18 protein-coding genes and 1 tRNA gene are annotated in these 21436 nt (G+C 55.0%); 9 read left to right on the top strand and 10 right to left on the bottom strand.

Annotated elements, in window-relative coordinates; genetic code table 11:
• Positions 1-28 precede the first annotated feature (28 nt).
• The gene (locus M6D89_RS11950; RefSeq protein WP_253968302.1) at positions 29-2509 is read left to right on the top strand and encodes a glycoside hydrolase family 9 protein; all 2481 of its coding nucleotides are present in this window, start codon (positions 29-31) and stop codon (positions 2507-2509) included.
• Positions 2510-2609: 100 nt separating this feature from the next.
• Here the strand turns inward: M6D89_RS11950 and M6D89_RS11945 are convergent, their stop codons facing one another.
• Positions 2610-3617, bottom strand: a complete 1008-nt coding sequence (locus M6D89_RS11945; RefSeq protein WP_253968301.1) for a glycoside hydrolase family 5 protein — start codon at positions 3615-3617, stop codon at positions 2610-2612.
• A gap of 236 nt (positions 3618-3853) precedes the next feature.
• Here M6D89_RS11945 and M6D89_RS11940 point away from each other — a divergent pair, with 236 nt between their 5' ends.
• The 4 genes from M6D89_RS11940 (at position 3854) to M6D89_RS11925 (ending at position 8459) form a co-directional block, all read left to right on the top strand.
• On the top strand, positions 3854-6259 hold the full coding sequence (locus M6D89_RS11940) for an acyl-CoA dehydrogenase (protein ID WP_253968300.1): 2406 nt from the start codon (positions 3854-3856) through the stop codon (positions 6257-6259).
• A gap of 53 nt (positions 6260-6312) precedes the next feature.
• Positions 6313-7230 (top strand): pirin family protein, encoded by a 918-nt coding sequence (locus M6D89_RS11935; RefSeq protein WP_253968299.1) that lies wholly within the window; start codon positions 6313-6315, stop codon positions 7228-7230.
• Positions 7231-7354: 124 nt separating this feature from the next.
• Complete coding sequence (xrtH, locus tag M6D89_RS11930) at positions 7355-7861, top strand: exosortase H (RefSeq protein WP_253968298.1); 507 nt, start codon at positions 7355-7357, stop codon at positions 7859-7861.
• Complete coding sequence (locus tag M6D89_RS11925) at positions 7848-8459, top strand: exosortase H-associated membrane protein (RefSeq protein ID WP_253968297.1); 612 nt, start codon at positions 7848-7850, stop codon at positions 8457-8459. The genes xrtH and M6D89_RS11925 overlap by 14 nt, the downstream gene beginning before the upstream one ends.
• Here the strand turns inward: M6D89_RS11925 and M6D89_RS11920 are convergent.
• Together M6D89_RS11920 and M6D89_RS11915 are read right to left on the bottom strand one after the other, a co-directional pair.
• The gene (locus M6D89_RS11920) at positions 8449-8634 is read right to left on the bottom strand and encodes a hypothetical protein (RefSeq protein WP_253968296.1); all 186 of its coding nucleotides are present in this window, start codon (positions 8632-8634) and stop codon (positions 8449-8451) included. The two genes, M6D89_RS11925 and M6D89_RS11920, sit on opposite strands and share 11 nt — an antisense overlap.
• 27 nt (positions 8635-8661) lie before the next feature.
• On the bottom strand, positions 8662-10155 hold the full coding sequence (locus M6D89_RS11915; protein ID WP_253968295.1) for a glycosyl hydrolase family 79 N-terminal domain-containing protein: 1494 nt from the start codon (positions 10153-10155) through the stop codon (positions 8662-8664).
• 65 nt (positions 10156-10220) lie between these two features.
• Here M6D89_RS11915 and M6D89_RS11910 point away from each other — a divergent pair, with 65 nt between their 5' ends.
• Positions 10221-10496 carry an acylphosphatase gene (locus tag M6D89_RS11910; protein ID WP_253968294.1) on the top strand — a complete coding sequence of 92 codons (276 nt, stop codon included), beginning with the start codon at positions 10221-10223 and terminating at the stop codon, positions 10494-10496.
• A 46-nt stretch (positions 10497-10542) separates the two neighbouring features.
• Here M6D89_RS11910 and M6D89_RS11905 read toward each other — a convergent pair whose 3' ends face one another.
• Positions 10543-11475, bottom strand: a complete 933-nt coding sequence (locus M6D89_RS11905) for a DUF808 domain-containing protein (RefSeq protein WP_253968293.1) — start codon at positions 11473-11475, stop codon at positions 10543-10545.
• Positions 11476-11664: 189 nt separating this feature from the next.
• On the opposite strand from M6D89_RS11905, the gene M6D89_RS11900 reads away from it, so the two are divergent.
• The gene (locus tag M6D89_RS11900) at positions 11665-12156 is read left to right on the top strand and encodes a GNAT family N-acetyltransferase (protein ID WP_253968292.1); all 492 of its coding nucleotides are present in this window, start codon (positions 11665-11667) and stop codon (positions 12154-12156) included.
• Between the two features lie 15 nt (positions 12157-12171).
• Here the strand turns inward: M6D89_RS11900 and M6D89_RS11895 are convergent, their stop codons facing one another.
• The 3 genes from M6D89_RS11895 to M6D89_RS11885 all read right to left on the bottom strand — a co-directional run bounded on the left by M6D89_RS11895 (position 12172) and on the right by M6D89_RS11885 (position 14002).
• Positions 12172-12957: a ZIP family metal transporter gene (locus tag M6D89_RS11895; protein ID WP_253968291.1), complete on the bottom strand. Its 786-nt coding sequence runs from the start codon at positions 12955-12957 to the stop codon at positions 12172-12174.
• Positions 12958-13000: 43 nt separating this feature from the next.
• The gene (locus M6D89_RS11890) at positions 13001-13726 is read right to left on the bottom strand and encodes a glutaredoxin (protein WP_253968290.1); all 726 of its coding nucleotides are present in this window, start codon (positions 13724-13726) and stop codon (positions 13001-13003) included.
• 199 nt (positions 13727-13925) lie between these two features.
• Positions 13926-14002 (bottom strand) — tRNA-Arg (locus M6D89_RS11885).
• Between the two features lie 657 nt (positions 14003-14659).
• Between M6D89_RS11885 and M6D89_RS11880 the strand changes: the two genes are divergently transcribed.
• Positions 14660-15061 (top strand): c-type cytochrome, encoded by a 402-nt coding sequence (locus M6D89_RS11880; RefSeq protein WP_253968341.1) that lies wholly within the window; start codon positions 14660-14662, stop codon positions 15059-15061.
• Positions 15062-15169: 108 nt separating this feature from the next.
• Here the strand turns inward: M6D89_RS11880 and rep are convergent, their stop codons facing one another.
• Positions 15170-17179: a DNA helicase Rep gene (rep, locus tag M6D89_RS11875; protein WP_253968289.1), complete on the bottom strand. Its 2010-nt coding sequence runs from the start codon at positions 17177-17179 to the stop codon at positions 15170-15172.
• A gap of 311 nt (positions 17180-17490) precedes the next feature.
• Between rep and M6D89_RS11870 the strand changes: the two genes are divergently transcribed.
• The gene (locus M6D89_RS11870) at positions 17491-19263 is read left to right on the top strand and encodes a putative bifunctional diguanylate cyclase/phosphodiesterase (RefSeq protein ID WP_253968288.1); all 1773 of its coding nucleotides are present in this window, start codon (positions 17491-17493) and stop codon (positions 19261-19263) included.
• On the opposite strand, the gene M6D89_RS11865 is transcribed toward M6D89_RS11870, so the two are convergent.
• Together M6D89_RS11865 and M6D89_RS11860 are read right to left on the bottom strand one after the other, a co-directional pair.
• Positions 19235-20725: a YifB family Mg chelatase-like AAA ATPase gene (locus M6D89_RS11865; protein ID WP_253968287.1), complete on the bottom strand. Its 1491-nt coding sequence runs from the start codon at positions 20723-20725 to the stop codon at positions 19235-19237. The two genes, M6D89_RS11870 and M6D89_RS11865, sit on opposite strands and share 29 nt — an antisense overlap.
• A gap of 70 nt (positions 20726-20795) precedes the next feature.
• Positions 20796-21035, bottom strand: coding sequence for an accessory factor UbiK family protein (locus M6D89_RS11860; protein WP_254722316.1), 240 nt, complete (start codon positions 21033-21035; stop codon positions 20796-20798).
• Positions 21036-21436 lie beyond the last annotated feature (401 nt).

The raw sequence follows: 21436 nt of genomic DNA, 5'->3' as shown, positions 1-21436 counted from the left end.
TAAGTTTACAATAATATTAGGAGAGATCATGAACCAGCTACTGACGGCAGTACTACTGCTTGCCAGCTCTGCAGCTTCTGGCAAGGGGTTAGAGCTTAACGAGAAAAACTATTTTTCCACACCGGGACTAGACGTAACCGTGTTTGCTGATATTTACCCCGATGGCCACCAAACCGGGGTGACGATTATCCAGCACGGGGTGCGCACCGCTGCCAATGGTGATTTGCGTTTGGAGACCTCGCCTGGTCAGTGGTCGCCAGTGCCGCGCGGCGTAGGCGAGGCCCATGTGGATGTGAAAAACCAGCGTATCAGTCAAACCTTGGCCTACCCCGATGAAAGCAAAAACCGCAAAGGTTTTAACCCCATTGAGTATCCCGATCTAAAGTTCAGCTATCAGGTTCATGTAGAAGCGCTGGAAGGCAATAGCGTTAAAGTCAGCGTGGATTTAAAACAGCCTTTGCCGGATGAGTGGATTGGCAAAGTGGGCTTTAACTTTGAATTGTTTCCCGGCGATTTGTTCGGCGCGTCGTATATCATGGATGAGCAAACGGGTATTTTTCCCACTCAGCCCAATGGTCCTTTACGGCAAGTTCACGGCGAGTGGTTGGCCGACCCGTTAGCCATGGGTGATGAGTTGGTGGTGGCCCCCGAACATGACACCCAGCGAATGAAAATCCGCCGGGTCAAAGGCGGCGAGTTGCAGCTGTGGGATGGGCGTACCAATCACAATAACGGCTGGTATATAGTACGATCGCTAGTGCCCAAGGGCGCGAGTAAAAATGCCATTGAGTGGATTATTACTCCCCATGTGATAGACGACTGGGAGTATCAGCCGGTTATTCAAGTGTCACAACTCGGTTACGGTGTATCCCAGGCGAAGCGCGCGGTGATTGAGCAGGACAGTCGCGATACCAAAACCGATCCTGTGACTCTGCTTAAGTTGGGCAGCGATGGGCCGGAAAAAGTCAAAACCGCAAAGCCCAGCCCTTGGGGTTCGTTTTTGCGCTATCACTATTTGCAATTTGATTTTAGTGAGGTGGCCGAACCCGGTATGTACCAATTGGAGTACCGCGGTGAAAAGTCCGAGCCTTTCAAAATAGGGCCCGATGTCTACTCCCGCCATGTTTGGCAACCGACCCTAGAGTATTACCTACCGGTGCAAATGTGTCATATGCGAGTTAACGAAAAATACCGCGTATGGCACGACAAGTGTCATCACGACGATGCGCTAATGTCGCCCGTTAATCACAACCATATCGACGGCTATATTTCCGGTGATTCCACCTTAACCAAGTTTAATCCGGGACAGCCGGTGCCGGGCCTGAATAAAGGCGGCTGGCACGACGCCGGTGACTATGACTTGCGTGTGGAGTCGCAAATGGGCACGGTCTGGCTGCTGTCGATGATGGTGGAAGAGTTTGGTCTGGATTACGACGCCACTATGATTGATCAGCAAAAACAATTGGTGGAAATTCATCAGGCCGACGGCAAAAACGACGCTTTGCAGCAAATCGAACACGGGTTATTAAGTGTGTTGGGCGCCTATCAGAACTTGGGGCGTTTGTATCGCGGCATTATTGTACCCACGGTGGATCAGTATGTAATGTTAGGCGATGCCAGCGCGCAGACGGATAACTATGTGTATCACCCGAGTTTAGAGCCGGGTGAGGTGCGCGAAGGCCGCTCGGGCACTCCGGATGATCGCTGGGTGTTTACCGAGGAGAACCCCGAGCGCGAGTTGGATGCTGTAGCCAGCCTGGCGGCCGCCTCGCGGGTGTTGCGCGACTACAACCCCGAGCTTTCTCAGCAGGCGTTGGCGGCCGCCGAAGACCTGTTTGTAAAAGCCTTTGCGCACACAGATAAAACCGGTGTTAAAGCGTTTGCATTGGCCGAACTGATTTTGGCTACCGATAAACAGGCCTACATTGATCAGCTATTAAGTATGCAGAGTGAGCTGGTCGAGAATATTGACGATACCGCCTGGGTGATTGGCCGAGTTGTGGCGAAAACGCGGGATGCGGAATTTATGCAGGCTATTAATGCCGCTGTGGCCGAGCAGCAGGCCGGGGTACAAAAACAAGCCGCGCAAACACCCTACGGCGTGCCTTACGAGCCCCACATTTGGGGTGCCGGTTGGGGCATTCAGGCGTTTGGGGTTAAGCAGTATTTTGTGCATAAAACCTGGCCTCAGCTGGCGGACGCGGATATTTATGTCAATGCTTTAAACTTTGTCTTGGGTGTACACCCGGGCAGCAATACGGAATCTTTTGCCTCGGGCGTGGGGTCCGACTCGGCGCTGGTGGCCTATGGGGTGAACCGCGCAGATTGGTCTTACATTCCCGGCGGTGTTATCTCGGGCACCGCGCTGATCCGTCCCGATTTGCCTGAGTTAAAAGAGTGGCCCTTTTTCTGGCAGCAAACCGAATATGTAATGGGTGGCGGTGCGACCAATTATATGTTTTTGGTGTTGGCTGTAGAGGCTTTGGAGAATAATGCCGGCGAACGGTAAACGGTAAAAAGTCAGACGTCTGATGTTGGACGTCTGACGCTTTGTGTGCGAGCTGATTGGTGTGCGCTGCGAAAATTGTATCAGACCTCAGACCTCAGACCTATTCACCATCCCCACTATAATCAATCTCATGCCATCCCTGAATAATTGATTTCACATACAGTCCCGACTCGGTTAAGTCGTCATCGGTCCAATTGCCATCGGGGGCGGTTCCGGGTTTAAGCATAGAAGCGCCCTCGTCTTTGTCGTTTAGAGCCCAATTGGCGTGGGTTAAATGATGATCGCGCATAAAGCTAAGCCACTGTTCGGTGCTTTGTTTATCCACACCTCCGTCGCCATCGGCGTTGACGGTGCCCCATTCAGTGACCATTAGAGCGACGCCCTCTTGCAGGGCTTTTTCGGCTTTATCTCGCAACTCTTGTTTATGGGTGCCGGCGTAAAAGTGCAGGGTGTAGGCAATGTTGTTATAGCCGGTAAGTGGATTGGCAGCGGCTTTGTCGACATCTTGGGACCAGCTTTGGGTGCCGACGATAATAAGGTTGTCGGGGTCGATGGCGCGTATATGGCTAATTAAGGTTTCGGCATAGGGCTTGATCACCGTATTCCAGTCGGTGTCGGCTAAGGGTTCGTTGTATATTTCGTAGATTATGTTGTCATGCTGGCCGTACTGGCGCGCGAAATACTCAAAAAATTCAACTGCACTTTGGGTGTGATCTTCGCCATGGTGAGCATGCCAGTCGAGAATCACGTACATGCCTTGGTCAATAGCGGCGTCTATAACCGTTTCCGCCTTTTTGCGGTTTTCCTCGGGGTGGGTCTGCATCCCGCCATTACCACCGGCGCCAATGGCGGCGCGAATAATGGGGGCATTCCACTGCTCCTGTAAATAGTTAACCACCTGCGGGTTGTAGTAGCGGTCGGCATTCCAGCCGCTGTTGCTCCAAAATAAGCTCGGGCCTGCCAACGAGAGAGGTTCTCCGCGCGCATCGATAATCTGATTGCCTTTAACGCTTAATGCGCCGTGAACCTGTACAGCGGTTTCGGCCTGGGCGGTCGTATAGCTAAGGCCTAGGCTTAGCCCCAGGGCGAGTAGTGGTTTGCAAAACATAATCATTTGACCTTGTGTTATTGTGTTGGAGTCGCAAAGAGTTACGATACTAGGTAGGCTCAAAGAAGGAGTCCATCGGCGCGTCGGTGCATCAACACTTCTTTACTATGCCACTCGGGCACCGTTTGTTATTCCGAAGGGTGCCAAGCGAGGCAGAATCGACTATTGTTAAAGAGCCTGTACAGCCCGAAAGCTTTAGCTTTTGAGTTTGTCTTAATACGCCGGAGAATCTGTGTATGTTTTTGTTGGCCTTGGTTCTATTTATCGCATTACTGACGTTTGTTTTGTATTACCCGCTCTCACTGGCGCTGGGGTCGGTAGTGGTTGTGGCGGGGCTGTTTGCCCTGACGTTTGTTTCCCCCTGGATGTGGCTGCTGTTGCTGCCCGCGGCTGCGGCCGTGGTCGTCCTGAATTTGACCGATGTACGGCGTAAGCTACTCAGCGATCCGGCCTACCACTTTCTGCAAAAAGCCATGCCCCCCATGAGCGTTACCGAGCGCGAGGCCATGGAAGCGGGCACCACCTGGTGGGAAAAAGATTTATTCAGCGGTCGCCCCGACTGGAAAAAGTTTGTCGATATTGAGTTGCCCCAGTTAAGCGAAAAAGAGCAGAGCTTTTTGGATAATGAGGTGGACGAGCTGTGCAGTCTGATCGACGAATGGCAGATTTTTGAAGATCAGGATCTGTCGCCCGCCGCTTGGGAGTATCTAAAGAAAAAAGGGTTTTTCGGCCTGATTATTCCCGAAGAGTTCGGCGGACGCGACTTTAGCCCCTACGCCCAGAGTCGGATTATGAGCAAAATCGCCAGCCGTTCGGTGACGGCGGCGGTGACCGCGATGGTGCCCAACTCACTGGGCCCAGGCGAGTTGCTTATGAAATACGGCACCGAAGAGCAGAAAAATCGCTGGTTGCCTGGGTTGGCCGACGGCAGCGAAATTCCCTGCTTTGGTTTAACAGGCCCCGAGGCGGGTTCGGATGCGGGCTCTATTCCCGATATTGGCGTGGTCTGCAAAGGCGAATTCGAGGGTCAGGAGGTGGTGGGTATTCGCCTCACCTTCTCTAAGCGCTGGATCACCCTGGCGCCTGTGGCCACTGTGGTGGGCCTGGCGTTTAAGTTGCACGATCCCGAAGGACTGCTGGGTGATAGCGATAAATCCGACTACGGCATTACCTGCGCGCTGCTGCCCGCGGATTATCCGGGGATTGAAATTGGTCGTCGCCACAATCCGGGTTCACCGTTTATGAATGGCCCCATTAAAGGCGAGGACGTGTTTGTTCCCGCCGAGTGGATTATCGGCGGCCCGGCTATGGCCGGTAAAGGCTGGCGTATGCTGATTGAGTGCCTGGGCGCCGGGCGCGGGGTTTCACTGCCCGCGCTTTCCACCGCCAGTGGGGAAATGAGCTACCTCACAGTGGGCGCCTACTCGCGCATTCGCCGCCAGTTCAATATGGAGGTGGGTAAGTTTGAAGGCGTGCAGGAGGCGACCGCCGAAGTGGCCGCCAATGGCTATACCCTCGAGGCCTTCCGCCAACTGGTTACCCGCGGCCTGGACGGTGGCGCGCCCTCGGTGATGACGGCAATGGCCAAATATCACGCGACCGAAATGATGCGCACCTCGGTCAACCACGCCATGGATGTGGTGAGCGGCCGGGCGATTCAGCTGGGCCCGCGCAACTTTACCGCCTTTGCCTATCGCGCATTGCCGGTTGCCATTACCGTTGAGGGGGCGAATATTCTTACCCGCTCGCTGATGATTTTTGGTCAGGGGGCTATGCGCTGTCACCCGTATTTGTTTGATGAGGTGCAAACCCTGCAGGCGGAGGATGAAGATAAAGCCAAAGAGGCGTTCGATAAGCTGTTTATGCGCCATTTGGGGCATGTCTTTAGCAATATCACCCGCTTGAAGTTGTTTAGTTTTACCTGTGCCCGCTTTAGTCCCACACCGGTGAATGCCGATGACTTCTCCAAGGTATGGTATCAGCGCATTAACCATATGAGCGCCGCCTTTGCGGTGGCTGCCGATGTTGCCCTGGGGGTATTGGGCGGTGATCTGAAGCGTCGCGAGCTACTCTCGGCCCGTTTGGGGGATGTACACAGCCAGCTGTTTATTGCCTGCAGTATTTTGAAATTCCACGGTGCTCACCCGCGCACCGCCGAAGAGGACGCCCACGCCGAGTACGCGCTAAAACAGGCCTTCCATAAGGCGCAAACATCGCTGCAGGCGTTTTACGCAAACTTTCCCTCTAAGTTTTTGGGCTGGGCCTTTAAGTTTGCCACCTTCCTCTGGGGCTCGCCTTACAAAGCGCCCAACGATAGTGATATTCGCAAACTGGGGGGCCTGATTATGGAAGACACCTCGGTGCGTAAAATGCTTGCGGGCTACGTCTATATGAATCACAACCCGGAAGATGCGGTGGGCCGGGTAGAGTCGACCTACCAGCTGCTGAACGATTTGGGCGATGTCTGGCATACCTTTAGTCGCGCTCAGGCCAAAGGTGAGTTGGAGGGCGACACCCTGGATGAGCGTCTGGACGATGCCGTCGCCAAAGGTGTGATTGAGCAGGCGGACGTCGAGCCCCTAAAAACCTATGATGCTCGTCGTTACGATTGCCTGTTAACCGATAATTTCGACAAGCTGTAAAACCACCAAGGCGCCGGCTTGCCGGCGCATCAACAATAATAATAGGAGGGGGTATGAGTTGGCTTCCCGACGCCGATCCCCGGTGCGATTCATCCAAGGGAAAGACCGCCCCTGTTGAGACGGTTATCACACCCAATTTGCGCGATTTAGAGGGCTTTTCGGTGCGCCGCGTGCTTCCGGCCCCCGAGCGACGGGCGGTGGGGCCCTTTGTCTTTTTTGATCATATGGGGCCTACCGAGTTTGCGGCGGGCCAAGGCCTGGCGGTCCGGCCCCATCCGCATATTGGCTTATCCACCCTGACTTATCTGTATCAGGGGCATATCGTTCACCGCGATAGCCTGGGTTTTAAACAACTGATCCGCCCGGGGGAAATCAACTGGATGACTGCCGGACGCGGCATAGTGCACTCCGAGCGCTCGCCAGAGGACGAGCTGGCGCGTGTCAGTGAGCTAATGGGCCTACAAGTATGGGTGGCGCTGCCTCGCGAGAGCGAAGAAATTGCCCCGGCTTTTACTCACTACAGTGTTTCCAGCCAGCCCGAGGTAGAAGCCAGTGGTGTGAATATCCGGGTGGTGGCGGGCGAGGCCTTTGGCCTGCGCGCGCGCCTGAAAACTCTTACGCCTTTGTTCTTTGTAGACATTCGCCTGCAGCCGGGCGCCTCCACCGGGCTTGAGGTGGAGTATACCGAGCGCGCGGTTTATATCGTGCGCGGCAGTGCCGAGGTGGATGGCCAAGTGTTTACCGAGGGGCAGATGGCAGTGCTTCGGCCTGGATGCAAGATAAGTCTCACAAGCGCTGGCGGTGCCTGGCTGGTAGCGGTTGGCGGAGAGCCGCTGGACGGCCCGAGACACATGTGGTGGAACTTTGTCGCCAGTGATCGCGAGGCCATTGAACGAGCCAAAACCAACTGGCAGCAGGGCAAGTTTGGCCATGTGCCCGGCGATAGCGAAGTAATTCCTTTGCCCGATTAAGGCTGCCCTATTGGCCGCTGCGGCGCCACCGGTTGTGTTAATCTAACCCATTACTTACCCACGCCAGAAGTTTTTTGGTGGGGAATATCACATCGGCAATAGATTCATACCTGGGCAAGGATTAATGGCGCGATTTATCAGTTTGTTTTTTATCACCATGATCGCCCTGTTTGTGTTGGAGTTATTGCCCTGGGGACAAGAGTATGTGGTGGTGCCTTTAACCACCGGTTTAACTCACGTGTGTGCGTTTGTGATTGAACTTTTGGGGCGGGACCTACGGGTTGCGGGCATTGTGCTCACCGACCAGAGCAGTGGTTTTGCAGTGCAAATTGCTGCCGGCTGCAATGGCATAGAGGCAATGATTTTACTGATTGCCGCCATGGTGGCTTTTCCCGCAAGCTGGCGTTACACCCTCAAGGGGGTTGTGTTTGGCATGCTGGGGTTGCAGTGCCTCAATGTGCTGCGCATCGTCAGCTTGTTTTTCTTGGGGCTGTGGAACAGCGCCGCGTTCGAGTGGGCGCATCTGTATGTCTGGCAGGCGTTGATTATGCTGGACGCTCTGCTGATTTTTCTCATTTGGATTCGCTACAACTCGCATTCACAGGGCAAGGCCGACCATGCCCCGGCGTAAATCCGATCCACTGCTCGCCTACTTTGGCAAAACACTGTTGTGGCTGCCGCTGTTCTTTTTGTTGTGGTATTACCTGGCCGCGTTTTTCAGTGTGCCCGCGGCGCTGTTAGCCAAAGGCTGTATTAATCTCATGTTTTCAGGGCTTGTAGAAACGCTGGAAATGAATGGGCGGGAGCTGGAGGTGATTACGGCGTTAATGGTAAACACGGAAAAAGGCCGGGGGAATGTCGTAGTGTCTCTCAATCCGCTCATTTACTCCTGGAATATTCCTGTGCTTTTAGCGCTGTGTTTCGCGGTAGAGGAGCAGTATTTTTCTAACCCTAAAACTCTGTTGGCGGTAATAGCACTTTTGCCTCTGCACGCTTTTGGTATCGGTGCCGATTTACTGGCTAGCCTGGCGTTTAAGCTGGGGCCCGAGGTGGCGGGGCAGTTGCCTTTGCAGTCGTGGCAACATGAAGCGATAGCGCTCGCGTATCAATTTGGTTATTTAATCTTACCCGTTGTTGGTGCCAGTGCGATATGGCTGGTCAGCCAGTATCCGGTAGTGAGCCGCCTGGCGGGTATCAGGCCCCGAGAGTCAGCCTCCCCTAGCGATTAGTGTCCTCGCGGTGGCCAGCGGATTCGGCGGTATGTTCATCCAGATCGCGCCCCACTTCCAGACAGTTTTGGTAGGCCTCGGGGTCGGTTTCGTAGCTGCACCAGTAATGGTCATCGGTTTTAATCTGGCTACAGCTAGCCGCAAGTAGACTCGTCAGTATCAGTAGTTGTTTCATAGGTTATCGGTCTTGCACCACGGGATTTTATTTATCCAGTGTATAACACCAAAAACTGATACTGTAGCCCGGCACGCGATTGCTTTGCGGCGCTTGGGTAAAGTCTTCCAAAGTCACTTCGCCTTTTTTCAGCTTCGCTCTTACCTGGTTGATATACACCTTGCGACTGGTCAGGCGCTTCGCAGTAAGGGTGTATTGGTTTTGGCAGTGCCCGGGCAGGTCCACGTTTACCCGAATACCGCGTGGCTTGAGGTTGATAATCATTAGGGTGTATTGCTCACTGTTCGGATGGCGGTGGCAATAAACGCGCAAATGTTTGTCGGAGTGGTAGCTCTGGTAGACCTCGGGGCCCATCAATCTCACCCATAACCAGCTGACCCAGTAGTCCGGACGGGGTTTAAGGGTTAACCGGTCAATCAGGCCGTAGTCGCCGCCGATCAAACTCTGGCGCACCATCACCTTGTGCCCCAGCAAGGCGCCCTGTCCCAGTTGGTCGGCCCACCAAAAAGAGGAAATAAAGCGGTCCGACAATTTGGGCTGACCACCGCACTGAGCCGAGCCGGATTCGCCGGTCCACAGCTGGGCGCGGGGTTGATAGCGATCGCGCCAAAATATCAGGGTGCGGCTGTAGCGATCAAAATCGGCAAAGGATTTGGGGTTGAGCATGGTGCGCACTGTGGCGGCGCGAGTGCGCACCGGTGAGCGGCTGCTCTGAAAGGGGTAGTAGTGCCAGTTGACGATATCCAGCGGCATGGGCAGTTGCTGTAAAAACCGCCGGGTGATATTGGAAAAGGGTTTAAAGGTTTCCCCCAGGCGCGGCCAAAAAGCACTGCCGGGTCCGGAAATTTTAGCCTGTGGATAATACTGCCGCACCTGGCGGGTAAAGGTCGCGTAGTCAATGGCTAAATCCCGCGCTTTGGGTTGCGCGCGCAGGCCGTGAAAGGCCCAGTAGGCGTTTAGCTCATTACCCAATTCAAACACCGCGATCTGGTAGTGTTTCGAGCAACTGTATTCGAGTAGCTCCTTGAGCTCGTCGCCGCGCCACTGGCCGTGATCCTGGCGGGCGAACAGGCCATATTTAACGGTAAAAATTAAGCGCAGGTCGTGTCGTTGAACAAACTCGTTCAGGCGATCCCACTGTTTGCGGGTTAATACCAGCGCGTCGGGCTCAGTGTCGGGGGCACTAAAATAGTGAATCTTATCGGCCTCAGAGCCTCCCACCCTCAGGTAAGAGGGGCCCAGCTGGGAGACTAAGCGGTCTAGCTTTTTTTGTTTTAGCTGTATCGGTGGTACTCGCAGCATACCCAGCCCGCGCTTGGAGCTATCGCTGCCCTCCCACCAGTAACCTCCTACCAGAACCGAAATATCAATGGAAAACGACAGGTAGCGGGTGTCCACGGTCTGCACGGGAGTGGAGTGTTCCACCACAATATCAGAGGGGCTGGATACGGTGCCGGCGCGGGCGGTGTAGTGGCGTTTTAGCCGGGCGTACCAGCGCGGTGGGCTGAGGAGTGTTAGCATAGAAAGTCAGCGGCTATAAAGTATCGCGGCGATGCTAACAAACTCAGATGACCGGGAGGTTTCAATTGCTCAGTAAGCGCTTTTACGTCAGTGGTCGGGTTCAAGGGGTTTCCTACCGCGCCTCGACCCAAGCCGAGGCTCAGGCTTTGGGCGTGACCGGTTGGGCGCGCAACCTTCACGATGGGCGGGTCGAAGTGTTGGCCACCGCACCTGACGATAAAATGGCACGGTTGGCCGAATGGCTGCATCGTGGGCCGGCACGGGCCCAGGTGAAATCTGTCGAAGCCGTGGATATACCTACACAGGACTTTGCCGAGTTTAGTATTTATCCGGATGCGTGACGGCTGCGGCGAGCTATAGTACTCGGCGCTAAGTGTGTACCTTGATTCACGACGCTCTGCCCTTCAACTTTTTTCCCAAGGTGAAAAGCCCCACCAATATCGCGCCCGCTACTACGCCTGCCAAAGCGTTAATGAGAACAGGCGCTGCGGCGCCCACTAAGGCGTTAACACTGGGCAGATCGAAATTGGTATGGCTAGTATGCTCCACCCAGTGATGCACAGGGGGAATACCGTGGATCAAAATGCCGCCGCCCACTAAAAACATCGCAGCGGTTCCGGCAATGGATAAAAACTTCATCAGCTTAGGGGCGGTCAGTAGAAAAAGCCGTCCCAGAGATTGTTGCGCCGCCCCAGGTCGCTGTTTTAGCCACAGGCCCGCGTCGTCAATTTTGACAATGCCCGCCACCAGGCCGTAGACCCCCAGAGTCATCCCCAGGGCAATAATACACAGCACCGCAATTTGACTGGTCAGGCTCGCCCCGGCTACCGCACCAAGGGTAATGGTGATGATTTCCGCCGATAGAATAAAATCGGTACGTATTGCGCCTTTTATTTTTTCTCGCTCAAAGCTCTTTATGTCTGTTTTAGCATCGGCCAGTGCTTGTCGTCGTGCCTCGTGTATTGCTTTGTGCTCGTCCTGGGAGTGAAGCCATTTATGGGCGACTTTTTCAAAACCTTCAAAACAGAGAAAGGCGCCGCCGAGCATCAGCAAAGGCAATATTAGCCAGGGGATAAACACGCTAATCGCCAGAGCCGCGGGTACCAATATAATCTTGTTAAGCAGTGAGCCTTTAAACACTGCCCACACGACGGGTAGCTCGCGATCGGCGCGTACCCCGGTTACCTGCTCGGCGTTGAGCGCCAAATCATCGCCCAGCACGCCGGCGGTTTTCTTAGCGGCGACCTTGGTCATAACCGCTACATCGTCCAGCAGTGTGGCGATATCATCGATTAACGTGAGTAAGCTGCTGCCTGCCATAAATTTCCTTAGCTTGTGACCTTAAAGCTTGCTAAAAAGGGTGCACGATCCTGTCGGAAGAGAGATTCTGTAATTGCGTGTAATGGCATAATTTTCTGCACAATTCATAATCGGACATTTCCATTTTGCCGAACGTGATTTTGGTTGTCGCCCATTCGCGGTGAGGTCCAGCTAAGAGTTGATGTGTCAATGAATAATGTCAAACTAGTGACTGCTACAGAGCAAGACCTGCCGTTTCTCGAGGTTGTGTACGCCAGTACCCGGCAGAACGAACTCAAGGCCACCGGTTGGGGGCAGACGCAAATTGATGAATTCTTAGCCATGCAGTTTGCCGCGCAGCATAAACATTATCACCAGCATTACCCCGAGGCCAGCTTTGATCTGATTTACCACAACAATAGAGCCGTGGGCCGTTTATATGTAGACCGAAGCTTGGCGGATATTCGTATAGTCGATATCGCGCTGTTGCCCGAGTTTCGTGGAATGGGTATTGGTGGTTGGCTGCTGCAAAACATTCTAGAGGAGAGCCGCCTAGCCAAACGACCTGTGGCGATTCACGTGGAGAAAAATAACCGGGCAATGGCTATGTACCAACGGTTGGGCTTTATTAAGAAGCGCGATGTGGGTATATACGATTTTTTAGAGTACACCCATCGCGAATGTGAAATGATCTGTCATTGAATGATTCCTTTTAGTTTATCCCAAAACAATATCAAGATAAGTCATTATCGAAAATCCCCCCAAGAGCGAGAACGTGGCCGCACTGGCATGGCCACGGCTGTGGGTCTGCGGGATAATTTCGTTGCTAATGATATACAGCATAGCACCGGCGGCTCCACCTAAAACCCAGGGTAGTAGTGGCAAGCTAAAAGACACTAGAGTGGCGCCGAGTAAGCCACCTAAAGGTTCAATTAGGCCGCTTGCGGTTGCCGTTAAGAAGGCAAAAATACGGGTGTAGCCCGCAGCCAATACTGCCACGGCTACCGCCAAACCCTCGGGAATATTCTGTAGCCCGATTCCCAAGGTAAGCGCTAGACCGTTTTGAATATCGCCGCGCGCATAACCTACCCCCACCGCCATACCTTCGGGAAAATTATGTAGGGTAATGGCGAGCACAAACAGCCAGATGCGTTTTAGTGCCTGGGGATTAGCGCCGGGCAACTGGCTGTTAAAATATTCGTGGGGGGTATAGCGATAGATGACAGCCAATAAGGTTGCGCCCAACATCATACCCGCTAAAACAATCAGCACCGAGGTGCTATCGCTATGTCCCAAACTTCCAGCGTGTTCGATACCAGGCAGCAATAAAGAGAACACTGACGCGGCCAGCATGACCCCCGCTGCGGCGCTTAGCAAAGTATCTTCCAGCGATTCTGATAACTGTCTGACGAACCAAACACCGGCGGCGCCTAAAATAGTCATTGATCCCGCCACCAGGCTACCTAAAAAGCCCAGCCAAACCACATCGTTGGTAATGTTCAAATACTATTGCTCCATTGAAACCGCTATTGCAAAAACATAGTCATTATTTCAGCCACATCCACAGTCCCATGCTAACCATCATTAGGTTTTCAGTCAGTGAGATGAAACCCAAGGGTACCTTACTGTTGCCGCCTACACACGCACACTTTAGCTCCCGCTTATCAATGTAAACCGCTTTGGTAACCGATGTCGCCCCCACTAAGCCGATAAAGAGTGCCGCGGGCGAGACGATCCAGGGTGGTGCGAGCGCGAGCATGCCTACGCCAGCAAAGGCCTCTAAATAGGCGTATACATAAGCGTAGCGGGGACGGTGCATGCCCTGTAGGTCGTAGGTAATAAATTGCAGCGAAAAGCTTTCTAAGTCTTTGAGTTTTTGCATAGCCAGCGCCACCATACTGAGCGCCACGAACGTCTCAATAACATTCACCCAGGTGTCTACTCCGCCAGGACGGAAGAATAAAGCCAGGGAGGAAAGCAGTGTCAGCGAAAAAATCGCGATGACGGGGGTGTAACTGGTGTCTTTGGCTGGCGGCGCTTCGCCCAGATATTTTTGCAGATCGTCATAGCCGCCGATGCGTTTGCCATCAATAAAGGTCTGCGGCGTAGTTTCGACACCTTGTTCGGCTTTAAAACGGTCAGTTTCGTCGCGGTTGGTCAGCAAGTGATCGTTGATTTCAAAACCCTTGCGCCGCAACAGGTCTTTCGACTTAATACCGAAGGGACAAATATGCGCGTCGGTTTTCATGCGGTAGAGATCGGCGGTGGCCATGAGTAACTCCCTGACGAACGGTAAGTTGAGATTACAGGGCGTGGATACAAAGCGCGTGCCGATTGCGCAAGGGCCTGATAAGACGCCTTAAACTTTGGTTTGGGACTGTTTTTGGGTGTAAGTGCGCTTTCTACATTGTAGGAATTGCAGCAGGCTTACCTGAGAAACGGCATAAAGACGAGGTGGAGCGAAAGAAAAGTGGCGCACCCGGCGCGATTTGAACGCGCGACCAACGGCTTCGGAAACCGCTACTCTATCCAACTGAGCTACGGGTGCGTGATTCTGAGTTTTAAACTGGCTCAGGCCAGTATTCAACAATACGTAACGCTGCGCGCTACCGCTACTCCCCTCACTGTCGTTCGGGCCCGGTCTTCCAGCACAGCTGAAAGCCGTTCGACTGCGCACAAAGCAGTGCTTTGTAAACGCTTGTCTCACCCAACTGAGCTACGGGTGCGTAGTTCTGAGTTTTTAACCTGGCTCAGGCCAGCATTCAACAAGACGTAGCGCTGCGCGCTACCGCTACTCCCCTCACTCTCGTTCGGGTTCGGTCTTTCAGCACAGCTGAAAGCCGTTCGGCTGCGCACAAAGCGGTGCTTTGTAAACGCTTGCCTCACCCAACTGAGCTACGGGTGCGTGATTCTGAGTTTTTAATCTGGCTCAGGCCAGTGTGTTAGCGCCGGGGCGCTCAAACGAGGGCGCATTCTACTAGTAGGGCGGACAATCGTCTAGCAGGCTGTTGAAAAACCCCTTAAGTACCCAGCCTTGAAGTCCCGCTGAGCATGCAAGGGGTTTTTCAACAGCCTGCTAGGCTTGAATGTTCACCTCAGATGCGGTTTCTGGCTATAATGGCGCGCACTGAGATTAGTGCGGCATTTGAGCCGCCAATGAATAGAGGACATAACCGTGAGCCAAGCGAAAAAAATAGGCGGCCTGATGGTCGCGCTGGGTATGGGGCTGCTTGCCTCGGCCTTCGCCTACAGTCAGTCAAGCGCTGTCAATGATGAAATCGCCGAACGTATTGCGCCGGCGGGCACGGTTTGTATGGCGGGCGATGATTGCGCCGCAGCGCCTGTAGCGGCAGCCAGCAGCGGGCCTCGCTCGGGTGAAGATGTTTACAATGCCAGCTGCAATACCTGTCATGGCGCGGGTGTTGCGGGAGCGCCCAAATACGGCGATCCAGCCGCCTGGGCCGACCGTATTGCCAAGGGCATGGACACCTTGCACAAACACGCGATTGAAGGCTTTAACGCCATGCCGGCCATGGGCCTGTGCACCACTTGCTCCGACGATGAAGTGATGGCGGCGGTGGACTATATGGTAGAAAACAGCCAGTAGAGACAGCCCGCGATGCTAAAAACCCGCTGCGGCGGGTTTTTTTATGCCTTTTGACGTGGGAAAGGTTGACCGGTAACGACAGTCTCCATACTCGAGTACCCCGTACCCCTATTCAAACATACTCAACAGATTAGTAAGCGTTTGCTCACCTGTGGCTTTCACCTGCTCGGCGGTGGCAGGGCTAAAGCCTTCGTAGGAGATATCATCCTGAGGCAGTTCGCTGATAAAGCGACTGGGGGTGGTTTCGGAGATATCCCCATACTGTTTGCGCTTACCCGCCAGGGTGAGCGAGAGGGTTCGCTGAGCTCGGGTAATTCCCACGTAAGCCAAGCGGCGCTCTTCTTCGATATTGTCGGTTTCAATGCTGTTGCGGTGGGGCAGCAGGTCCTCTTCCATGCCCACCAGGTAAACGTGGGGAAACTCCAGCCCTTTAGAGGCGTGCAGGGTCATCAGTTGCACCTGGTCCAGAGTCTCTTCCTCTTCCTGACGCTCCAGTAGATCGCGCAGTACCAGCTTGCTGATGGCGTCTTCAATGGTAATGGATTCGCCGTCGTCGCCGCGCTCGAGCATGGAGCGGATCGAATCCACCAGATAGCGCACATTGTCCATGCGTTTTTCGCCTGCTTTGGCGCTACTGGCGTTTTGGTGCAGCCAGGCCTCGTAGCCGATGTCTTCCAGCATCTGTTCAATCGCGACCACCGGTTCCGGGCCATTGCACTTTTCCAGGATTCGCTCAATCCAGTTGCGGAAGGTGCGCAATCGTTCCAGATTCTGCTTGGGGATATGCCGCTGCAGGGCAATATCGTCGGTGGCGGTGTACAGGCTGATGTGGCGCTCGCTGGCAAAGCGACCCAGGGCCTCCAGGGTGCTGGTGCCAATTTGGCGACGGGGGGTGTTGATGATGCGCAAAAAGGCGTTGTCATCGTCCGGGTTTACCAGCAGGCGCAAGTAGGACATCACGTCTTTAATTTCGGTTTTGCCAAAAAACGACGAGCCGCCGCTGATTTTGTAGGGCACTTGATGCTGTTGTAGCTTTATCTCCATCAGCCGACCCTGGTGATTGCCGCGGTAGAGAATCGCGTAGTTGCTAAAACTGCCGCCGGTGCGCAGCTTGTGAGCGAGAATTTCGGTGGCGACCCGCTCGGCTTCAGCCTCTTCATTGGCGCATTTGACGATGCGGATTTCATCCCCCAGGCCCATTTCGCTCCACAGCGCCTTGTCGTATTCGTGGGGGTTGTGGGCAATTAAGTGGTTGGCGACCCGCAGGATACGGCTGGTAGAGCGATAGTTTTGCTCCAGCTTAATCAGGTGCAGGGTGGGGAAGTCCTCTTTAAGCAGCACCATATTCTCGGGTCGGGCACCGCGCCAGGCGTAGATGGACTGATCGTCATCCCCCACCACGGTCAATCCATTGCGCCCACCTACCAGCTGCTTAACCAGTAGGTACTGACTGGAGTTGGTGTCCTGATACTCGTCCACCAGCAAGTACTGGATTTTGCGCTGCCAGCGGGCCAAAACCTCGGGCCGGGTGTTAAAAAGGTGGACTGGTACCAGAATCAAATCGTCAAAATCCACCGCGTTATAGGCTCGCAGCGCCTGGTTGTAGCGCTCGTAAATGCGCACCATGGTCAGTTCGGCGGGGCTTTGCGCCTGCTCTTCGGCGGATTCGGGGGTGACCAAATCGTTTTTCCAGTTGGAAATCTGATGCTGCACCATATTCAGGTGGTCGCTATCCAGCTCGCCGTCTTTAAGCATGAGCTCTTTGAGCAGGGCGCGGGCATCCTCGGCGTCGAAAATGGAAAAGCCCGGTTTAAAGCCCAGGGTTTTGGCTTCGCGGCGAATAATATTGAGCCCCAGGTTGTGGAAGGTGGATACTGTCAAACCCCGCGCGGCCTTGCCTTTAACCAACCCGCCCACGCGTTCTTTCATTTCGCGCGCGGCCTTGTTGGTAAAGGTCAGAGCGGCGATGTTGCGCGCCGGGACACTGCACTTTTCGATTAAGAAAGCGATTTTACGGGTAATCACAGAGGTTTTGCCGGAGCCGGCGCCGGCCAGCACCAGGCAGGGGCCATCCACATAGTGTACGGCTTCGCTTTGTCGGGGGTTGAGTCGGGTCACGGGGCCTCGATAGAGATAGATTGGGCGAGGATATTCGAGCGCGCTATTGTAGCAACGCCGTAAGGCAGAAGAAACGACTACTGAATCGAGAAATTGCGTTATTTTTGTGCATTTCGGGCGGCTATGGTGTATGTTTGCAGGTGGACTTATTAGGTTGATTTAGACGAAACTTGGCCAAAATTAAACGGACGTACGGGCGATGGGTCGGAGCCGCCTAGCCCGGTGTCTGCAGCTATTAAATGGACCGCTGCCGGCGGCGCTGCAAGCGGTTTGAGAAGATGGACTTTACGCAAACTTAGGGATGCACAAAGATGGCAACGAGCATCAGCGTTCTGCTGCTCAATGGCGGCGAGGAGTTGGCCGCCCAACTGACCTCTTGGCTGGACGCTGCGGCGCCCGGTCGCTACCTCGTATCGACTTGCGAGCTGCGCGACGACGCCCTGATGACCTTGTTAAGCGGCGAGTACGACCTGGGTTTATTGTATATGGACGCGGACTGCCAGCAGGGACGGGATTTGCTGGGAGCGGTAAAAAATCAGTTTTGTCCTGCACCGGTGGTGGCGCTGTCCGAGCGTATGGAAGAGGCGCTGGATCGCGACGCCATTCCGGCGGGGGCCTCTGATTATGTGGCCCTAGAAGGGATTAGCTCGCCCGCGCTGGAAAGATCACTGCGCTACGCCATCGAGCGCAAGCGAACCGAGCGCCACCTGGCGCGCCTGGCTCACCACGATCCTCTAACGGATATCCCCAACCGAGTATTGTTTCGCGATCGCCTGGAAAATGCTATTCGCATCGCCACGCGGGACAATATGCGTTTCGCGTTGATGTTTATCGATTTAGACGATTTTAAAATTGTTAATGATCGCTACGGCCACGATGTCGGAGACGGTCTGATCCGCATGTGCGCCGAGCGATTGCAGGCGCTGCTGCGTCGCAGTGATTCGATGGCGCGGATGGGGGGCGATGAGTTTACGCTTTTGCTCCTCAATGTCGAAAACTCGTCGGATATTGCGCACCTGGCCGTCAAAATCATTGAAGAAATCACATCGCCCTACGATATCAGCGGCTACCACCTGTCGGTGGGCTGTAGCGTGGGCATCGCCTCTTACCCCGAGGCTGGCCGCAGTGCCGATGCTCTGCTCAAAAGCGCCGATCTGGCCATGTACCAGGCCAAACAGGTTGAGGGCAGCAACTTCCGCTTTTTTACCGAAGAAATGAACCGCGATGTACGCTATCGCCTGAGCCTTGAAGAAGACCTGCGGCGCGCCCTGGATAACCGCGAGCTGTACCTGGAGTATCAGCCGCGTTTTTCCGTGCGCAGTGGCAAGGTTGTCGCCCTAGAGGCGTTACTGCGCTGGAATCACCCGCAAAAAGGCATTCTCAGCGCCCATAACTTTATTTCCATTGCCGAAGACACCGGGCTGATTTTCACCATTGGCTATTGGGTGATTCGGCGTGCCTGCGAAGATTTGCAGCGTCTTAAGCGCGACTGTGGGGTCGAGGTCAAAATGGCCATTAACCTGTCGGCGCGCCAGTTCCGTGACGAGGGTATGGTTCAGCAGGTGGCCAATATTTTTGCTGAGACCGGTGCCAACCCCAATTTTATCGAGTTTGAGCTGACCGAAACCGCGCTGATGGAGAATATCGACTTGGTCAGTCTGTGTATGCGCCCGCTGTCCTACTTCGGGGTGACCTTTGCCCTGGACGATTTTGGCACGGGCAGCTCGTCGTTTCTGCATCTGCAGCGGCTGCCCATTGCCGCGCTTAAAATTGACTCGCAGTTTATGACCGATTTACTGCGCCGACGCAGCGAGAGACGCCTGGTCTCGGCGATGATCAATCTGGCGCACAACCTGGGCAAGGTGGTGGTGGCCGAGGGGGTCGAGTCCATAAGCCAGCAGAAATGGCTGGTGGATGAGGGCTGTGATCAGATGCAGGGGTACTTTCTCTGCGCGCCTCACGCCTATTCGCGTCTTACCAAGGTGATTCGCGGGCTTAGCCTAAGTGCCGTGCTGGAGAACAAAGAGGGGTCGGCTTCTGCGGCGGATAACGGCTCTAAACCCGGTCCAGGCCGCGATAGCTGAGTGCTTCGGCGAGATGTTGGCGGCTGATGCCTTCGCTCTGGCCCATATCCGCCAGAGTGCGCGCGACTTTTAGTACCCGGTGATAAGCGCGGGTCGACAGGCCCAGCTTATTAACTGCAGCCGCCAGATACTCTTCATCGGTCGGGTTAAGCTGACATATCGTTTCTATATCTTTCGCCTCCAGCTCGCTGTTGCTTTTGCCCTGGCGCTTGAGGGCGCAGCGCCGGGCGCGCTCAACCCGGGTTTGCACCTGAGCGCTTGATTCCCCCGCCGGAGCTCGGTTGAGTTCGGTGGGCGGCACAGCGGTAACGGGCACATGCAGATCAATGCGATCGAGCAGTGGACCTGAGATTTTACCGCGATAGCGGCGAATCTGGTCGGGGGTGCAGCGACAGCGGCTATCGTTATCGCCAAAGTAGCCGCAGGGGCAGGGGTTCATGGCGGCGATCAGCTGAAACCTAGCGGGATAACGGGTCTGGGCCTTGGCCCGGGAGATACGAATTTCCCCGCTTTCCAATGGTTCGCGCAATACCTCCAGCACCTGACGCTGAAATTCGGGTAGTTCATCTAAAAACAGTACCCCGCCGTGGGCTAACGAGATTTCTCCGGGGCGCGGGCTGCCACCGCCGCCCACCAGCGCCGGTGCCGAGGCACTGTGATGCGGGGCGCGAAAAGGGCGCTGCAGCCAGGGTGGAGGAGTGCTATCGGATACCGAGTAAACTGCCGCCACGGCCATGGCCTCGCGGGTTTGTATGGGAGGCAGTATGCCGGGTAGGCGGCTGGCCAGCATGGTTTTGCCCGTACCGGGAGGGCCGTACATTAATAGGTTGTGACCGCCACTGGCGGCAATTTCCAAGGCGCGCTTGGCTTGTTCCTGGCCGCGTACATCGGCCAGTTCAGGTGGTGGTATGGCGGGCGGTGCGTCTGGTACTTGGGCTTGGGGTAAAGGTTCACGACCGTGCAGATGGGCGCAGGCGCGCAGTAGGTTGGCGCTGGTAAGGCAGGACTGCTCGCCCGTCAGGGCGGCCTCGCCGCCGTTGTCGGGGCCGGTAATGAATACCCGTTGGGCTGTTTGGCAGGCCAGTGCCGCGGGCAGAGCGCCCTTGACCGGGCGCACTTCGCCCGACAGCGCCAACTCGCCCACAAACTCGTACCCCGCGAGCTTTTCGCTGGGTATCTGCCCCGAAGCCGCCAAAATGCCCAGGGCGATGGGCAAATCGTAGCGCCCCCCTTCTTTGGGCAAGTCGGCCGGGGCCAAGTTTACGGTAATCCGGCGGGCGGGAAATTCCAGGTGGCTATTGAGTAGGGCACTGCGCACCCGATCTTTACTTTCTTTGACCGCCGTTTCGGGCAGCCCCACGATCGCGAGACCTGGCAGACCATTGGACAGGTGGACTTCGACGGTCACTTGAGGGGCTTCTACGCCAACCAGGGCTCGGGTGTAAACAACGGCGAGTGACATATAACGATTAACAGTCCTTTGTCGTGAGGGTGTCCTTACCCGCTAAGGCTAGATAGCTCCGCGTTCGGGGTCAAGCTTGGGGCTTTCTTTCCTGGGCTTCCCACGTCTGAACTTTGGCTTCCAGTGCTTCAAGTCTTGCCCGGGTGCGGCCCAGCACCGCCGCCTGGGCCTCGAACTCTTCTCGGCTGACCAGATCCAGTTTGCGCACAGCCGCCTGCAGGGCCCGGTTTAGCTCGGGGCGCGGCAGGTTTTCTAAGTTGGGCAGTTGGCGTTTCAGTTCTTCAAACAGTTGTTGGGCGGTGGTTGGCATAATCAGTCCGTCATTTTTGGTGCCCTCTATTGTACACACTGGCGTGACAGCGCCGATAGTGGCCGCCCGACGAGAGGCCTAGGCGCGCAAAAGACGCATTCTGGTGCGCGCATTTTAGGCATTACGCGCCATTTGAGTGGCCTGACTGGATTTGGTGCATTAATGGTGCGCGTCTTTTTGGGGGTGGCACAAAAATGGTGCAACTTGCTTGGCTGGGCCGCGTTTTAGTCCGGTTTTTCACGCCGTATTATTTTGTAAGGCTATGATTTTTAAGAGTATTTGTTTGTTGGCCTGCTCTGTGCAAAGTTGTGACCGAGTACACAGCAAAGGGCTAATGCCCCTTTAATGGGTCAGCGTTTCTGTTTGCGATGCTCAGGTACGTAAACAGGTCTGTCTTTCCA

The organism is Gilvimarinus xylanilyticus (assembly GCF_024195295.1).
Lineage (GTDB): Bacteria > Pseudomonadota > Gammaproteobacteria > Pseudomonadales > Cellvibrionaceae > Gilvimarinus > Gilvimarinus xylanilyticus.
Note: the sequence above shows the minus strand (reverse complement) of the source record. Positions and strands in the feature narration are given on the sequence as shown.

Bases quoted from the DNA above. Each gene is read 5' to 3' on its own strand.
- M6D89_RS11950 (WP_253968302.1), top strand. From the start codon at position 29: ATGAACCAGCTACTGACGGCAGTACTACTGCTTGCCAGCTCTGCAGCT.
- M6D89_RS11945 (WP_253968301.1), bottom strand. From the start codon at position 3,617: ATGTTTTGCAAACCACTACTCGCCCTGGGGCTAAGCCTAGGCCTTAGC.
- M6D89_RS11940 (WP_253968300.1), top strand. From the start codon at position 3,854: ATGTTTTTGTTGGCCTTGGTTCTATTTATCGCATTACTGACGTTTGTT.
- M6D89_RS11935 (WP_253968299.1), top strand. From the start codon at position 6,313: ATGAGTTGGCTTCCCGACGCCGATCCCCGGTGCGATTCATCCAAGGGA.
- xrtH (WP_253968298.1), top strand. From the start codon at position 7,355: ATGGCGCGATTTATCAGTTTGTTTTTTATCACCATGATCGCCCTGTTT.
- M6D89_RS11925 (WP_253968297.1), top strand. From the start codon at position 7,848: ATGCCCCGGCGTAAATCCGATCCACTGCTCGCCTACTTTGGCAAAACA.
- M6D89_RS11920 (WP_253968296.1), bottom strand. From the start codon at position 8,634: ATGAAACAACTACTGATACTGACGAGTCTACTTGCGGCTAGCTGTAGC.
- M6D89_RS11915 (WP_253968295.1), bottom strand. From the start codon at position 10,155: ATGCTAACACTCCTCAGCCCACCGCGCTGGTACGCCCGGCTAAAACGC.
- M6D89_RS11905 (WP_253968293.1), bottom strand. From the start codon at position 11,475: ATGGCAGGCAGCAGCTTACTCACGTTAATCGATGATATCGCCACACTG.
- M6D89_RS11900 (WP_253968292.1), top strand. From the start codon at position 11,665: ATGAATAATGTCAAACTAGTGACTGCTACAGAGCAAGACCTGCCGTTT.
- M6D89_RS11890 (WP_253968290.1), bottom strand. From the start codon at position 13,726: ATGGCCACCGCCGATCTCTACCGCATGAAAACCGACGCGCATATTTGT.
- M6D89_RS11880 (WP_253968341.1), top strand. From the start codon at position 14,660: ATGGTCGCGCTGGGTATGGGGCTGCTTGCCTCGGCCTTCGCCTACAGT.
- M6D89_RS11870 (WP_253968288.1), top strand. From the start codon at position 17,491: ATGGCAACGAGCATCAGCGTTCTGCTGCTCAATGGCGGCGAGGAGTTG.
- M6D89_RS11865 (WP_253968287.1), bottom strand. From the start codon at position 20,725: ATGTCACTCGCCGTTGTTTACACCCGAGCCCTGGTTGGCGTAGAAGCC.
- M6D89_RS11860 (WP_254722316.1), bottom strand. From the start codon at position 21,035: ATGCCAACCACCGCCCAACAACTGTTTGAAGAACTGAAACGCCAACTG.